Consider the following 14,870-nt stretch of genomic DNA (forward strand, 5'->3'; position numbering starts at 1 on the left):
CCGGCCCGTCGGCAAACGCGAAGCCGCGTGCGAGCGCGCCCGCGCCGCTAGGCTTCGGAATCGTGAAAGCTCTCCGTCGATTCACCGTGCGCGCGCAGCTTCCCGCCCGACTGTCCGGGTTGGCCGAACTCTCGGTCAACCTGCGCTGGTCCTGGCACACCCCCACCCTCGAACTCTTCGAGAGCATCGACCCCGCTCTCTGGGTCAGCGGCGAGCGCGATCCCGGCCGCATCCTGGGCGAGGTCGATCCGGACCGGCTCTCGGCGCTGGCCGAGGACGACGGGTTCGTCCGCCGGGTCGACGAACTGGTGGAGGACCTGCACTCCTACCTGGATCGGCCGCGCTGGTTCCAGAAGCAGGTCGACGGCGGCGCCGATCTGCCGTCCGGAATCGCGTACTTCTCCATGGAGTTCGGCGTCTCCGAGGTGCTCCCCAACTACTCCGGTGGCCTCGGCATCCTGGCCGGGGATCACCTCAAGGCCGCCTCCGACCTCGGCCTTCCGCTCATCGGGGTCGGCCTGCTGTACCGCTCCGGCTACTTCCGCCAGTCCCTGACCGCCGACGGGTGGCAGGCCGAGCGCTACCCGTCGCTCGATCCGCAGGGCCTGCCGCTGCGCCTGCTCACCGACGACGCGGGTGCCGCCGTACTGATCCACGTCGCCATGCCCGCGGGGCGGGTGTTGCGGGCCCGCATCTGGATCGCCCAGGTGGGCCGGATCCCCCTGCTCCTGTTGGACTCGGACATCGCCGACAACGACGTCGACCTGCGCGGCGTCACCGATCGCCTCTACGGCGGCGACCAGGATCACCGCATCAAGCAGGAGATCCTGGCGGGCGTGGGCGGCGTGCGGGCCGTGCGCGCGTTCACGCAGTACGAGAACCTCCCGGCCCCGTCGGTCTTCCACATGAACGAGGGCCACGCGGGCTTCCTCGGCCTCGAGCGCATCCGCGAGCTGCGGTCGGACGGCCTCGATTTCGACGACGCCCTGGCGGCGGTACGGGCCTCGACCGTCTTCACCACCCACACCCCCGTGCCCGCGGGCATCGACCGCTTCCCGGCGGACCTGGTGCGGCTCTACTTCGGCGACGGTGGCAGCGGCTCGTCGTTGCTGCCGGGTCTCGACATGGACCGCATCCTCGCCCTCGGGCGCGAGAGCGATCCCGCCCTGTTCAACATGGCCCACATGGGTCTGCGCTCCGCGCAGCGCGCCAACGGCGTCTCGCTGCTGCACGGCCGGGTCAGCCGGGGCATGTTCGACGAACTGTGGCCGGGTTTCGACGCCGACGAGGTCCCGATCGGCTCGGTGACCAACGGCGTGCACGCCCCCACCTGGGCGTCGCCGCGGTGGCTCGACCTGGCCGAGCGTGTCGCCGGCCGAGAGTTGATGGAAGAGGCGCGGGGCTGGGAGAAACTGCACGAGGTGCCCGCGAGCGAACTGTGGGCGACGCGGAACGACCTCCGCGGGGAGCTGGTCTCCGAGATCCGTCGGCGGCTGCGCGCGTCCTGCCTCGAGCGCGGGTCGACGGAGGCGGAACTGGCATGGACCGACGAGGCCTTCTCGCCCGACGTTCTCACCGTCGGCTTCGCTCGTCGCGTCCCCACCTACAAGCGCCTGACGCTCATGCTCCGCGACCCCGAGCGGTTGCGTGCGCTCCTGCTCGATCCCGACCGCCCCGTGCAGCTGGTGGTCGCGGGCAAGTCGCACCCGGCCGACGACGCCGGCAAGGCGCTCATCCAGCAGATCGTGCGCTTCGCCGACCGGCACGACGTGCGCCACCGCATCGTGTTCCTGCCCGATTACGACATGTCCATGGCGCGCTACCTCTACTGGGGTTGCGACGTCTGGCTGAACAATCCGCTCCGCCCGCTCGAGGCGTGCGGAACGTCGGGCATGAAGTCGGCGCTCAACGGCGGCCTGAATCTCTCCATCCGTGACGGATGGTGGGACGAGATGTACGACGGCCGCAACGGGTGGGCCATCCCGACTGCGGACGGGGTCGACGACGCGCGGCGCGACGATCTCGAGGCGGCGGCGTTGTACGAGCTGCTCGAGAAGTCCGTCCTGCCGACGTTCTACGAGCGCGGCACCGACGGCATCCCGGAGCGCTGGGTGGACATGGTGCGACACACGCTCGAGACGTTGGGGCCGAAGGTGTTGGCGTCGAGGATGGTTCGCGACTACACGGTGCAGTACTACGGTCCCGCGTCGCGGGCCGGTCACGCCGTCGCCGCCGACGGGTGGGCCGGGGCGCGGGCGCTCGCGGGATACCGACGACGGGTCGACGCCGCCTGGCTGGCGGTCACCGTGCGCGACGTCGAGGCGGAGGGCCTCCCGGACACCCCGGTCCTCGGGTCGGCGCTGACCCTGTCGGCCGGCATCGACCTCGGCGGGCTCACCCCCGCGGACGTGACGGTGCAGGCGGTCTTCGGCCGCGTCGACTCCGACGAGCAGCTGCACGACGTGGTCACCGTGCCCATGACCCACCGCGGACCGGTGGACGGCGTCGACCGGTTCGCGGCCGAGACGGAGCTGCCGCTCTCCGGCGCCGTCGGCTACACCGTGCGGGTGCTGCCGCACCACGAGTTGCTCGCCGGTGACGCCGAGCTCGGCAAGGTGGCGGGCCCGGCGACCGTCTGACGGCGGGGCTCGCCGCGCGTCAGCGCTCGGCGAGCCGGCGCAACGACCGGCGGACGACGTCGGGATCGGTGGTCTCCCAGAACGGCGGGAGCGACGCCCGGAGGTACCCGCCGTACCCCGCCGTCGCCAGGCGCGGATCGAGGACGGCCACCACCCCGCGGTCGTCCGTGCTGCGCAGCAGACGGCCGACGCCCTGCGCCAGCAGCAAGGCCGCATGGTTGGCCGCGACGGCGAGAAAGCCGTTGCCGCCGCGGGATTCGATCGCGCGCTGCCGGGCGACCAGGAGGGGATCGTCGGGCCGCGGGAACGGAATGCGGTCGATGAGCACCAGCGTCAGCGACGGCCCCGGCACGTCGACACCCTGCCAGAGCGAGAGGGTGCCGAACAGCGAGGTCGCCTCGTCGGCCGCGAAACGGTCGACCAGCGCGCCGGTGGCGTCGTCGCCCTGGCACAGCACGGGAGTGTCGAGCCGCTCGCGCATCTCCGCCGCCGCGGCCTTCGCCGCCCGCATCGAGGAGAACAGGCCGAGCGTCCGGCCACCCGCGGCGGCCACGAGCTGGGCGATCTCGTCGAGCTGCGCGGGCGCAGCACCGTCCCGTCCCGGTGCCGAGAGGTGTTTGGCGATGTAGAGGATGCCGGCGCGCCCGTGGTCGAACGGGGAGCCGACGTCGAGGGAATTCCACCGCACGGTGCCGGCGTCCGAGGGCGCCTCGCTGCCCGTGGCGAGCGCGGCGTCGACGCGCGACGGGTTCGCCGCCGGCAGGCCCCACGTCACGGCCAGGCCGTCGAAGCTGCCGCCGACCGTGAGGGTGGCCGAGGTGAGGACGACGGTGGACTCGGCGAACAGTCGCGTGCGCAACAGGCCGCCGACGGACAGAGGGGCGACCCGGACGACCCGGCGCACGACGCCGCGGAACTCGTCGACCGAGAGCCAGACGACGTCCCGTCGGGCGGCGGGGTCGGTCTCCTGGAACGTCTCGAGGATGCGCACGGCGGTGTCGTGGACGTCGTCGATCGCGGCGAGCGCGGCGGTCCGTGCCGCGGCCGCATCGGGGTCCGACGCCGCGGCGCCGCGCTCGGCGGGACCGATGGCGCTGCGGACGGCCCACGCCGCGTCCCGGACGGCGGCGAGGACGGATCCGGCGCCGCCGGGCAGTTCCTCCCACCGGCCGCCGCGCAGGTCCTCGATCAGGTCGGCCAGGCCGTCGCCCGCGCCGGCGAGGCGGTCGAGAATCTCCTCCTCGACCAGCTTCCCGCACCGACGCAGCGCCGCACTCACCGACGACGACGACAGTTCCGCCGTCGCCGCGGACGTGACCCGATCGACCAGTTCGTGCGCCTCGTCGACGACCACCACGTCGTGCTCGGGAAGCACGGCGATCCCGGTGATGGCGTCGATGGCGAGCATGGCGTGGTTGGTGACCACGACGTCCGACTTCGCCGCGTCGACCCGCGCGCGCTCGGCGAAGCAGTCCTCGCCGTAGGGGCATCGGGCCTTGCCGAGACATTCGCGCGAGGTGACCGACATCTGCCGCCACGCCTGATCGGACACCCCGGGGGTCAACTCGTCGCGATCTCCGGTCTCGGTGTCCGACGACCACTCGGTGATGCGCTTGACCTCACGGCCGAGCCGGGAGACGGCGAACGCGTCGAACAGCTCCTCGGCGGGGTCGTCCACGGGCGCGCCGTGCAGCTTGTTCAGGCACAGGTAGTTGCCGCGGCCCTTGAGGATCGCAAACTGCGGCTCGTGGTTCAGGGCGGGCGTGAGGGCCTTGGTCAGCCGCGGCAGATCGCGGTCGACGAGCTGGCGCTGGAGGGCGATGGTGGCGGTGGAGACCACCACGGTGCGCCCGCTCTCGACGGCGTGCCGCAGCGACGGAACGAGGTAGGCCAGCGACTTTCCGGTGCCCGTGCCGGCCTGCACGGCGAGGTGCTCACCGGTGTCGATGCTGTGGGCCACGGCCGAGGCCATGGTGAGCTGCGCCGTGCGTTCCGTGCCGCCGAGCGCCTGGACCGCCGTGCCGAGCAGGGACGGGACGGTGGGCAGATCGGTCTTCGGTGGCACCGGAGAAGGTTACGACGGACGGCCGTCAGCGGGTGGTGCGGCCACCCGCCTCGGTGATGGCCGCGAGCACCCCGGGAACGTTCTCCGGCGTCACGGCGGCGGTGTAGTCGACCAGGACCGTGACGTCGAATCCGTTCCGTAGCGCGTCGAGGGCGGTGGCTCGAACGCAGAAGTCCGTGGTGAGGCCGACCAGGTGGATCGCGTCCACGTCTCGCGCGCGGAGCCAGTCCGCGAGGGGAGTGCCGGCGTCGTCGACACCCTCGAAACCCGAGTAGGCGGCGTCGTACTCGCCCTTGGAGAAGACGGCCTCCACCGCGGAGGTGTCCAGGTCCGGATGGAACTCGCATCCCGCGGTGCCGGCGACGCAGTGCCGCGGCCAGCTGTCGACGTAGTCGGGCGTGTCCGAGAAGTGATCACCCGGATCGATGTGGTGGTCGCGGGTGGCCACGACGACGTCGTAGTCCGACCCCTGGATCAGCGTGCTGATCGCCGACGCCACCCGGGCACCGCCCTGGACGGCGAGGGAGCCGCCTTCGCAGAAATCGTTCTGGACGTCGACGACGACGAGCGCGGTGGTCACGAGTCACGAGAATACCGTCGGGATCGCCGCGTCTCCGCGGGACAGACCCAGGCCCTCCCACGGGAGCGAGGTGAGGCCCGCTGCCACCAGGTCGCGAGCGTCGGCGACGGTGGCGGTGGCCACCACGTCGCCGCCGCGGACCAGCGGCACGGCGACCTCGCGCGCGTCGTACGGATCCGTGGACGGCAGGGGTGCGTCGGCCGCCGTCACCAGTTCCTCGACCACGGTGCCGGTGCGGCGTGCCAGGCGCACCGCACGCTTGCGACCGCCGCGAGACTCCTTGTGCGCGCTCCGTTTCGCGACGGGTCGACCATCGACCTCGACGAGCTTGTAGACCATGCCGGCGGTGGGGGCGCCCGAGCCGGTGACCACCGACGTGCCGACGCCGTAGACGTCGACGGGTTCGGCGCGCAGCGAGGCGATGGCGTACTCGTCCAGATCGCCCGACACCACGATGCGCGTGGTCGGGGCCCCCAGGTCGTCGAGCTGCGCGCGGACCTGTCGGGCCAGCACGCCCAGGTCACCCGAGTCGATGCGGACACCGCCCAGTTCCGGACCGGCGACTGCGACGGCCGTCTCGACGCCCGCCGTGATGTCGTAGGTGTCCACGAGCAGCGTCGTGCCCACCCCGAGCGCGTCCACCTGCGCCCGGAACGCCGCCGCCTCGTCGGGACCGTCGGCGTCGGTGTGCAGCAGGGTGAACGCGTGCGCACTGGTGCCGGCACCCGGAATGCCGTGTCGCCGAGTCGCTTCGAGGTTGGACGTCGCGGAGAACCCGGCGATGTAGGCCGCCCGCGACGCGGCCACCGCGGCCTCCTCGTGCGCGCGCCGAGACCCCATCTCGATCAGGGGGCGCCCGTCGGACGCACTGACCATGCGGGCGGCCGCCGACGCGACGGCGCTGTCGTGGTTGAAGATCGAGAGCACCAGCGTCTCGAGGATCACGCACTCGGCGAAGGTGCCCCGCACCGACAGGATCGGCGAACCGGGGAAGTAGAGCTCGCCCTCCGGGTAGCCGTCGACGTCGCCGGAGAAGCGGTAGGTCCGAAGCCAGTCGAGCGTCTCGTCGGTGAGGAACTCCGCCACCGACGCCATCTCGTCGTCGGTGAAGCGAAACCGCGTCAGCGCCTCGAGGAACCGGCCGGTTCCCGCCACGACGCCGTAGCGCCGACCGCCGGGGAGCCGACGGGAGAACACCTCGAAGGCGCAGGAGCGATCGGCGGTTCCGTCACGCAGGGCGGCGGAGAGCATGGTCAGCTCGTAGCGGTCGGTGAAGAGCGCGGTGGAGGTCACACCGCGCAACAGTAGGGCGCTCGGGCGCCGCGGTGGGTGAACCGCACGCGGTCCATCCGTATCCTGGGGGCCATGGGTGCCCCCGAATCCGTCTCGACCGCCACCCTCGCACCGCTCGCGACGGTCCCGCAGGCCGTCCCGGAGGAGAGCGTGGCGGTCTTCGAGGACGTCGCCGCGGACACACCGTGGGTCACGATCGTCTGGGACGATCCGGTGAACCTCATGCACTACGTGACCTACGTGTTCCAGAAGGTGTTCGGCTACAGCAAGGACAAGGCCACCGAGCTCATGATGCAGGTGCACTCGGAGGGCAAGGCCGTGGTGTCCAGCGGCCCCCGCGAGAAGATGGAGAGCGACGTCTCCAAACTCCACGCGGCCGGCCTGTGGGCCACGATGCAGCACGACGTCTGACGCAGGTTCTCGAGCGACGACACAGTTCTCGACGCAGTAGTTCTCGACGACAGAGCAGGGAGACCTTTCGGTGCGAGTGTGGACCCGGAAATCGTCGTTGGGCGGGGTGAAGTTCCGGTCCGAGATGGACGCGCGGGAGGTCGCGGTGCTGCGGTCGCTCGTCGAGTCCGTGGTCGGGCTGCTGGACGAGCGCAGCGCGCAGGCGCCGACGGACGACCTGTCCGCTCTCACCGGCATCCGCTCGGGCAACACCAGTGCGCCCGAGGACGCCACCCTCGCGCGGCTGCTGCCGGACTTCCACCGTCCCGAGGGCGCCGACGCGGCCGACACCCCGGACGCACTGGCCCAACGCGCCGACCTCAACGGGGCCCTGCGCGGGATGCACGAGCCCGAGATCATCGACGCGAAGCGGGCCGCGGGAACGGCGATTCTCGGGTCGCTGCCCGCCGACGGAGGCCGAATCACGCTGACCCCCGAGCAGGCCGAGCTGTGGTTGACCGGACTGAACGACGTGCGGCTCGCGCTCGGAACCACTCTGGGTATCGACGCCGACACCCCGGACGAGCTGCCGGCCGACGATCCACGCGCACCGCACCTCGACGTCTACCACTGGCTCACCTGGATGCAGGACTCGCTGGTCCAGGTCATGATGGCCTGATGCAGGACCGCCTGACCGACGTCGCCGGCCTGACCGTCGGTCATCACCGGGCGTGGACGCCCGACGTCACGGTGGCCACCGACGACCGCGACGGGGTCGGCTGGGCCACCGGGACCACCGTCGTGCTGGCGGACGGGCCCGCCGTCGCCGCGGTGGACGTGCGGGGCGGCGGACCGGGCACCCGCGAGACCGACCTGCTCGACCCGTCGCATTCCGTCCAACGCGTCGACGCGGTCGTGCTCACCGGCGGCAGTGCCTACGGACTCGCTGCTGCCGACGGCGTCATGCGGCACCTGGAGGAGCGCGGGCGCGGTGTCGCGATGGGGCGTCCCGACCGGGTGGTCCCCATCGTTCCCGCGGCCGTGATCTTCGATCTCCCGCTGGGCGCCTGGGCATCGAGGCCCGACGCCGCGTTCGGGTACGCCGCGGCGACGTCGGCGGCGTCGGAGTTCGAGCAGGGCAGCGAGGGTGCCGGCACCGGCGCACGGGCCGGCGTGCTCAAGGGCGGCGTCGGTACGGCGTCCGCGACGGCCACCGACGGTCCTGCCGCCGGACTCACCGTCGGCGCCCTGGTGGTGGCCAACCCCGTCGGCTCGGCTTTCGACCCCCGCACCGGGGTGCTGTGGGGCGACCCGGGGGTCGCCCTGCCCGCCCCGACCGCCGACGAGGTGGCAGCGGCCGCGGCGCTCGCCGCCAAGGACACCTCCCTGAACACCACCATCGGCGTCGTCGCCACCGATGCCGACCTCACGGCGTCGGGCTGCCGCCGGTTGGCCGTCGCCGCGCACGACGGGCTGGCGCGCGCGATTCGTCCCGCGCACTCGCCGCTCGACGGCGACACGTTCTTCGCCCTCGCCACGGGTCGGGCGACGCCGCGGGGCGAGGCCGTTCCCGTCGACGCGCGCATGATGCCGGACCTCGCCGTCCTCGACGCCCTCTGCGCGCTGGCCGCCGTCGTCACCGAACGGGCGATCGCTCGCGCCGTGCTCACGGCCACGTCGATCGCCGGGATCCCCGCCTACCGTGACGTCTTCACCTCCGTTCGCGCCTGATCCGCGCCGGTACCGTGGAGGGATCCTCCCGACCGACCAGCGCGGGAGGGGAACCCTTCCCGACCGACCAGGACGGCGACCATGAGCGTGACTCCCTCCCGCACCCCGGGCTCGACGCCCCCGAGCGCCCGGTCGCGGTGGAGCGCCGCGGCGATCGGCATTCTCGGTTTCCTGGCGGTGCTGTACGTGATCGAAGCCGTCGACGTGGCGCTGGGGCAGCGCCTCGACACGGCGGGAATCCGGCCGCGCGACGTCGACGGTCTGAGCGGCGTGGTCTTCGCGCCGGTCCTGCACGACGGATGGGATCACCTGTTCGCCAACACCGGCCCGCTGCTCGTCCTCGGCTTCGTGCTGTTGCTCTCCGGCATCGGTCGGGCCGTCGCGGTCACGGCCGTGATCTGGATCGTCGGCGGGCTCGGCACCTGGCTCACGGGAGCATCGGGATCCATCCACATCGGGGCGTCGATCCTGGTGTTCGGCTGGCTGGCGTACCTCATCGTGCGTGGCGTGTTCACGCGCGACATCGGGCAGATGGCACTGGGTTTCGTGGTTCTCGTGGTCTACGGCGGCCTGTTGTGGGGCGTGCTGCCCACCGAGGAACGCGTGTCGTGGCAGGGGCATCTGTTCGGTGCCCTCGCGGGGGTGCTCGCGGCGTGGATGTTCGCGTCCGGACGCCGCCGATCCGATCCGACCCGGGCGCTGTCACCGCACGGTCGGTGAATCATCGGATCGGACACGACACCGTCGGGGACCGATCCTGCTCGGAGCGGCGCGATCACATGGCAGCATGACCCCCATGCGTCTCACGGTCCTGGGTTGTTCGGGCAGCGTGTCGGGTCCCGACTCACCGGCGTCCGGGTATCTCCTCGAGGCGCCCGACACCCCGCCGCTGGTCCTCGACTTCGGACCGGGAGTGCTGGGGGCACTGCAGAAGTACGCCGATCCCGTCGACGTCCACGTCCTGCTCTCGCACCTGCACGCCGACCACTGCCTCGACGTCCCGGGGTTGCTCGTGTGGCGTCGCTACCACCCGGTGCCGGCCGAGGGGCGAGCGCTGGTGTTCGGCCCGTCCGACATGGCGTTCCGGCTGGGGGTCGCGTCCGCGGAGAGCGGCGGCAAGATCGACGACATGTCCGACACCCTGGACCTGCGCTACCTCCGCGACGGCGGCGTCATCGAGTTCGGCGCCCTGTCCATCGAGACGCGTCGGGTCTACCACCCGCCTGAGTCCTACGGCATGCGTGTCACCACCGAGAACGGCACCGTGCTCGCCTACACCGGGGACACCGGGGTGTGCGACGCCGTCGAGACTCTCGCCCGCGGTGCCGACGTCCTGCTGGCGGAGGCGTCCTGGACCGACTCCGCCGACCGGCCGCTGGGCGTTCACCTCTCCGGTGCCGAGGCCGGCCGCCTCGCCGCCACCGCCGGCGTCGGCGAGCTCCTCCTGACCCACATCCCGCCCTGGACGTCCCGTGAGGACGTGATCGCCGAGGCCAAGGCGGAGTTCCACGGCCCCGTGCACGCGGTCTCGCCCGGGTACGTCGTCGAACTCTGACCGGCGGCCGCACCCGATAGGGTGGGCCGGTGGCCACACGCGAAGACGGACGAGACGACGACGAACTGCGCCCCATCACCCTGACGCGGGGTTTCACCTCCCACCCGGCCGGGTCGGTGCTGGTGGAGTTCGGCAACACGCGGGTCATGTGCACCGCGAGCGTCGAGGCGGGGGTGCCGCGCTGGCGCAAGGGCTCCGGGCTCGGCTGGCTCACCGCCGAGTACGCGATGCTGCCCGGCGCCACGCACACCCGGAACAGCCGAGAGTCCGTGAAGGGCAAGGTGTCCGGACGCACTCAGGAGATCAGCCGACTGGTCGGCCGCTCCCTGCGTGCCTGCATCGACCTGGCCGCCATCGGGGAGAACACCATCGCACTCGACTGCGACGTGCTCCAGGCCGACGGCGGCACCCGGACCGCGGCGATCACCGGCGCCTACGTCGCGTTGGCCGACGCCGTGACCTACCTCGGAGCCCACGGTCGCCTCGCCGACCCGCAGCCGATCTCCTGCGCCATCGCGGCCGTCTCCGTCGGCGTCGTCGACGGTCGGGTGCGTCTGGACCTGCCGTACGAGGAGGATTCGCGCGCCGAGGTCGACATGAACGTCGTGGCCACCGACACCGGAACGCTCGTCGAGATCCAGGGCACGGGGGAGGGCGCGACGTTCCCCCGGTCGACGCTCGACGCGATGCTCGACAGTGCGCTGGCCGGCTGCGAGCGCATCTTCGCGGTGCAGCGGGAAGCTCTGGCGGCGCCGTACCCCGGTGAGCTCCCCGGTGCCTGATCCGGTGCGCCTGCTGGTCGCCAGCCGCAATCCGAAGAAGCTGGCCGAGTTGCGGCGGGTGCTGGACGCCGCGGCCGTCGAGGGGATCGAGCTGGTCGGGCTGGACGAGGTGCCGGAATATCCGGAGACCCCCGAGACCGGCGCCACGTTCGAGGAGAACGCACTCATCAAGGCGCGTGACGGCGCTGCGGCGACCGGGTTGGCTTGTGTTGCAGACGATTCCGGGATCGCCGTCGATGCCTTGAACGGCATGCCCGGAGTGCTGTCCGCCCGCTGGTCCGGGCGACACGGCGAGGACGAGGCCAACACCTCCCTGCTCCTCGCACAACTCGCGGACGTGCCGGACGAGCGGCGCGGTGCGGGCTTCGTCTCCGCGTGCGCGCTGGTCCTGCCGAACGGAACCGAGACCGTCACCCGCGGGGAATGGCGCGGCGTCGTGGCGCGGGAACGTGCGGGCGGGGGTGGCTTCGGCTACGACCCGGTGTTCGTGCCCGACGGTGGTGACCGGTCTGCCGCAGAACTGAGCCCGCAGGAGAAGGACGCCGCCTCCCACCGCGGTATCGCCCTCCGCGCGTTGGTGCCGGCGATCGCGGCGCTGCGGTAGCGCGTTCGACTTGCCTGGTTGCACACAGGTCGGATGATCCGGCGGGTTTCCGGTAATCGGGGCAACTTGTGTGCGGGGAGGCATGGTCGGGGGTGTGGGTGCTCGACCTGCCTGGTAGCACACAGGTCGGGGGATCCGGCGGGTTCCCGGTAATCGGGGCGTCCTGTAAATACTCCGGCAGGTCCATCCACAGGGTTGGGTTCTCGACCTGCCTGGTTGCACACAGGTCGGGGGATCCGGCGGGTTCCCGGTAATCGGGGCGTCCTGTGGATACTCCGGCAGGTCCATCCACAGGGATGGGTTCTCGGGGCTGTACAAGCGGCCGTCACGGTCAAGCTTGGCCCGTGACCGCGTACAGACGAGACGAACTGCTGCGCAACGGGATCGGGAAGGGCGCCCTCGAGCATCGCGTGCGCACCGGAAGACTGCACCGCGTGCTGCCGGCGGTGTACTGCACCCGCCCGCCCACCTACGAGGATCGCTGCAGCGCGGTGGTGGCGTGGAAGCCCAAGGCGGTGTTGAGCCACGACACCGCGGCGTGGCTCTGGGGCCTGCTCGTCCCCGAGCCCGAGGTGGTGCACGCCACCGTTCCGATGTTTACCTCGCCGCGCTGCCCGCCGGGGTTCAGGCTCCACCGTCGAGTAGTGGAGCCCGTGGTCTACCGCGCACTGTTGCCGGTGGTCACGCAGGAACAGTGTTTCGTCGACGTGGCGACCACCCTCGATGCCGAGGCTCTCGAACGGTTCGTCGATCACGCTCTGTCGCACCGAGTGCGGTGGCGGGCGGTCGCGGAACTCTGCGACGCCGCGCGGGGCATGCACGGTGTCGCGGCGGTGCGGCGGCAGTTGCGGACGGCGTGCCCCCGGACCCTGTCCGAGGCGGAGCGCCAGGTCGCCCGAGCCCTCAGCGCGAGACACGCCGGCATGGAGATCAACGCCGCGGTGGGGAAGTACTACGGCGACCTGGTGTGCCGGCGCGCGCGGGTGATCGTGGAGATCGACGGGCGGGAGTTCCACATCGACCCGCACACGTTCACCCGTGACCGAATCCGCCAGAACGAGTTGGTGCTCGACGGGTGGCTCGTGCTGCGCTATTCGGTGGCACGGGCGTTGGCACACACGGACGAGGTGGCCGACGAGATCCTCGCGGTGGTGCGGAAGCGGCGGAAGTCCCGTGCCTGAGTGCACACAGGTCCGCGGAATGAACGGGTTCCCGGCAGTCGGGGCGACTCGTGTGCGGCGGCGCAGGTCCGGCGGGGGGCGGGTCGGGCGGTGACGACTACACGTGCCTCAGTGCACACAGGTCCGCGGATTGGACGGGTTCTCGCCGCCCTGGGCGTGTTGTGTGCAGCGGGGCAGGTCGGGACGCGTCAGACGGCGAAGTCGCGCTTGACCTGCTGGGTGCGCCGGTGCTCGATGACGAAGGAGAGGAACGGCACGGTGCCCGCGAGGAGGGTGCCCACCGTGCGACCGACGGGCCAGCGCACCTTGACGGCCAGGTCCAGGGTCACGAGGAGGTAGACGAAGTACACCCAGCCGTGCACGACGGCGATCCACCCGGGCAGGTCCTGCACGCCGAAGCCGTACTTGGCCACCATCTCCGCGGTCAGCACCAGCAGCCAGAGTCCGGTGGCGTACGCGAGCACGCGGTACCGGAGCAGCGCAGGCGCCACCCGCGAATCCTTCGTGCGAGCGGGGGCGGCGGATCCGGAATCGGCGGTGCTCACGAACTGCTCCTGTCCTCGCGGCCGAGCTCCGCGAGATAGCGGTTGTATTCCTGCAGGCTGCGGGACTCGGCGTCCGTGCCGAGTGTCTCCGCCGGGGTGACGGTTGGCCGCTGCGGCAGCAGATCCGCGGGGATCTCCGTCGGCTCGGCGGTGGGATTCGGCTCCGGCTCCTCGGGCGCGTCCTCGAGCTGCACGAACCGGCGGTAGGCGAAGACGACGAACGCGGCGAACAGCGGCCACTGCAGGGCGTAGCCGAGGTTCTGACCCGAACCGGTCGACGATTCGAAGCGCTCCCACTGCCACCAGCCGAGCGCCAAGCAGCCGCCGGCGGCGACCACGACCAGCAGAATCAGGGCAGGTCGACTCCTGGCCCGAGTTCCGTCGCCGTGTCGATCCACACGGCCAGGCTACCGGAGCGCCGGTGTGTCAACGACGCGGCGTCGTACTTCGCCGCGCGTCGATTCGGTGCGCGAGGGGGGACTCGAACCCCCACGTCCTTCGGACACCAGAACCTAAATCTGGCGCGTCTGCCATTTCGCCACTCGCGCGTGCGGGCCGAGTCTAGACGCCCGCGCCACCTCCGACGGAGAGGTGACGCGGGCGTCCGAGCTCAGGCCACGGGCGGCGGCGCGGGAGAACGCCGACCGGTGACGACGCGCTGATGGCGCCACAGCGCGTGTCGCACGGTGGGGACGTCGACCGCGAGCTCACCGGCGATCGCACCGAGAAGATCGTCGACCGCGGCCGTGTCCAGATCGTCGGTGGACCCGGTGACCTCCCGCAGGAACGACGCGACCAGCGCCTCGGCATCGTCCGTCACCACCCCGAGGGCGCCGAGGAAGCACAGCCACGTGCGCTCACCGAGGCCGGGGACGTCGACGACGGCGCGTCGGAGCGCCTCGGTGTCGGTCACGTCCGCGGCGCTCCGGACGCCGGCCTCGGTGAGCGCGGCGGCCGCAGCCACCACCGCTGCTGCCTTGGTGGTGCGATTGCCGGGCACCCGCTGTCGGTTGCCGAGGAGGTCGGCGAGCCCGTCTCCATCGCAGGCGGCGAAGGCCGAGAGATCGTCGGTCCGTCCCTGCCGATGGGTCCGCCACGTGGCGACGACGTCGCGGACTCCCGTGGTCGGCCCGCCGTACGACGCGCGGGCGGAGAAGACGGCGTCGAGCAACGCCGCCTCGGTGTCCCGCCAGCCCGGGAACCAGAACGGCGACGACTCGCGCGGGACGGCGCGCAGAACCGATGCGGTGAGGTCCGACGGCGCGGCGACGGGTGCGGCGGCGCCGACTTCGGTGGTGTTCGGTTCGGTGGTGTCCGGTTCGGTGGTGATCGGTTCGGTGGTGATGGATGCGGTCACGAGATTCCCCCCGGATCTGCGTGCGGCACGAGCGTGCCGATGTGGGGCACGGCGGGCGCCGTGCGTCGCGGACGGTAGCGCCGGGGTCCGACAGGGCCGGCGGCCCGGACGGGACCGACACCCAGTCAGAGCCGACACGGAACCGGAC

The 14,870-nt window shown here is 71.7% G+C and carries 15 protein-coding genes and 1 tRNA gene; 9 read left to right on the forward strand and 7 right to left on the reverse strand.

Annotation, left to right across the window (positions count from 1 at the left end):
• Window positions 1–62 precede the first annotated feature (62 nt).
• Window positions 63–2,639: an alpha-glucan family phosphorylase gene (glgP, locus tag A3Q40_RS04125; RefSeq protein WP_068099906.1), complete on the forward strand. Its 2,577-nt coding sequence runs from the start codon at window positions 63–65 to the stop codon at window positions 2,637–2,639.
• Window positions 2,640–2,658: 19 nt separating this feature from the next.
• Here glgP and A3Q40_RS04130 read toward each other — a convergent pair whose 3' ends face one another.
• From A3Q40_RS04130 to A3Q40_RS04140, 3 genes are read right to left on the reverse strand one after another with little or no spacing between them, the layout of a single operon-like run.
• A complete protein-coding gene (locus tag A3Q40_RS04130) occupies window positions 2,659–4,704 on the reverse strand; it encodes an ATP-dependent DNA helicase (protein ID WP_068099907.1) in 2,046 nt (681 codons plus the stop codon).
• A gap of 25 nt (window positions 4,705–4,729) precedes the next feature.
• The gene (locus A3Q40_RS04135) at window positions 4,730–5,284 is read right to left on the reverse strand and encodes an isochorismatase family protein (RefSeq protein WP_068099908.1); all 555 of its coding nucleotides are present in this window, start codon (window positions 5,282–5,284) and stop codon (window positions 4,730–4,732) included.
• Window positions 5,285–5,287: 3 nt separating this feature from the next.
• Window positions 5,288–6,535, reverse strand: a complete 1,248-nt coding sequence (locus A3Q40_RS04140) for a nicotinate phosphoribosyltransferase (protein ID WP_082834064.1) — start codon at window positions 6,533–6,535, stop codon at window positions 5,288–5,290.
• 114 nt (window positions 6,536–6,649) lie between these two features.
• Between A3Q40_RS04140 and clpS the strand changes: the two genes are divergently transcribed.
• From clpS to A3Q40_RS04180, 8 genes are all read left to right on the forward strand, one after another.
• Window positions 6,650–6,988 (forward strand): ATP-dependent Clp protease adapter ClpS, encoded by a 339-nt coding sequence (gene clpS, locus A3Q40_RS04145; protein ID WP_068105166.1) that lies wholly within the window; start codon window positions 6,650–6,652, stop codon window positions 6,986–6,988.
• Window positions 6,989–7,058: 70 nt separating this feature from the next.
• Window positions 7,059–7,646 carry an oxidative stress transcriptional regulator AosR gene (gene aosR / locus A3Q40_RS04150; RefSeq protein ID WP_068099909.1) on the forward strand — a complete coding sequence of 196 codons (588 nt, stop codon included), beginning with the start codon at window positions 7,059–7,061 and terminating at the stop codon, window positions 7,644–7,646.
• A complete protein-coding gene (locus tag A3Q40_RS04155) occupies window positions 7,646–8,698 on the forward strand; it encodes a P1 family peptidase (protein WP_068099910.1) in 1,053 nt (350 codons plus the stop codon). Before aosR ends, A3Q40_RS04155 begins: the two co-directional genes overlap by 1 nt.
• A gap of 81 nt (window positions 8,699–8,779) precedes the next feature.
• Window positions 8,780–9,418 (forward strand): rhomboid family intramembrane serine protease, encoded by a 639-nt coding sequence (locus A3Q40_RS04160; protein ID WP_082833745.1) that lies wholly within the window; start codon window positions 8,780–8,782, stop codon window positions 9,416–9,418.
• 76 nt (window positions 9,419–9,494) lie between these two features.
• Window positions 9,495–10,253 (forward strand): cyclic nucleotide-degrading phosphodiesterase, encoded by a 759-nt coding sequence (locus A3Q40_RS04165; RefSeq protein WP_201133011.1) that lies wholly within the window; start codon window positions 9,495–9,497, stop codon window positions 10,251–10,253.
• 29 nt (window positions 10,254–10,282) lie between these two features.
• A complete protein-coding gene (rph, locus tag A3Q40_RS04170) occupies window positions 10,283–11,035 on the forward strand; it encodes a ribonuclease PH (RefSeq protein ID WP_068099912.1) in 753 nt (250 codons plus the stop codon).
• Window positions 11,028–11,639 (forward strand): RdgB/HAM1 family non-canonical purine NTP pyrophosphatase, encoded by a 612-nt coding sequence (gene rdgB, locus A3Q40_RS04175; RefSeq protein WP_068099913.1) that lies wholly within the window; start codon window positions 11,028–11,030, stop codon window positions 11,637–11,639. Before rph ends, rdgB begins: the two co-directional genes overlap by 8 nt.
• A 344-nt stretch (window positions 11,640–11,983) precedes the next feature.
• On the forward strand, window positions 11,984–12,820 hold the full coding sequence (locus A3Q40_RS04180) for a DUF559 domain-containing protein (protein ID WP_068099916.1): 837 nt from the start codon (window positions 11,984–11,986) through the stop codon (window positions 12,818–12,820).
• Between the two features lie 188 nt (window positions 12,821–13,008).
• Here A3Q40_RS04180 and A3Q40_RS04185 read toward each other — a convergent pair whose 3' ends face one another.
• The 4 genes from A3Q40_RS04185 to A3Q40_RS04200 form a co-directional block, all read right to left on the reverse strand.
• Window positions 13,009–13,365, reverse strand: coding sequence for a DUF3817 domain-containing protein (locus A3Q40_RS04185; protein WP_068099917.1), 357 nt, complete (start codon window positions 13,363–13,365; stop codon window positions 13,009–13,011).
• Window positions 13,362–13,763: a transcriptional regulator gene (locus A3Q40_RS04190; protein WP_074922326.1), complete on the reverse strand. Its 402-nt coding sequence runs from the start codon at window positions 13,761–13,763 to the stop codon at window positions 13,362–13,364. The genes A3Q40_RS04185 and A3Q40_RS04190 overlap by 4 nt, the downstream gene beginning before the upstream one ends.
• Window positions 13,764–13,831: 68 nt before the next feature.
• A tRNA-Leu gene (locus tag A3Q40_RS04195) sits at window positions 13,832–13,913 on the reverse strand.
• 62 nt (window positions 13,914–13,975) lie between these two features.
• Window positions 13,976–14,722: a hypothetical protein gene (locus tag A3Q40_RS04200; protein WP_157889494.1), complete on the reverse strand. Its 747-nt coding sequence runs from the start codon at window positions 14,720–14,722 to the stop codon at window positions 13,976–13,978.
• Between the last annotated feature and the right edge of the window lie 148 nt (window positions 14,723–14,870).

This window comes from Rhodococcus sp. PBTS 1, assembly GCF_001620025.1.
Classification (GTDB): domain Bacteria; phylum Actinomycetota; class Actinomycetes; order Mycobacteriales; family Mycobacteriaceae; genus Rhodococcoides; species Rhodococcoides kroppenstedtii.

Bases quoted from the DNA above. Each gene is read 5' to 3' on its own strand.
- A3Q40_RS04140 (WP_082834064.1), bottom strand. From the start codon at position 6,535: ATGCTCTCCGCCGCCCTGCGTGACGGAACCGCCGATCGCTCCTGCGCC.
- clpS (WP_068105166.1), top strand. From the start codon at position 6,650: ATGGGTGCCCCCGAATCCGTCTCGACCGCCACCCTCGCACCGCTCGCG.
- A3Q40_RS04155 (WP_068099910.1), top strand. From the start codon at position 7,646: ATGCAGGACCGCCTGACCGACGTCGCCGGCCTGACCGTCGGTCATCAC.
- A3Q40_RS04160 (WP_082833745.1), top strand. From the start codon at position 8,780: ATGAGCGTGACTCCCTCCCGCACCCCGGGCTCGACGCCCCCGAGCGCC.
- A3Q40_RS04165 (WP_201133011.1), top strand. From the start codon at position 9,495: ATGCGTCTCACGGTCCTGGGTTGTTCGGGCAGCGTGTCGGGTCCCGAC.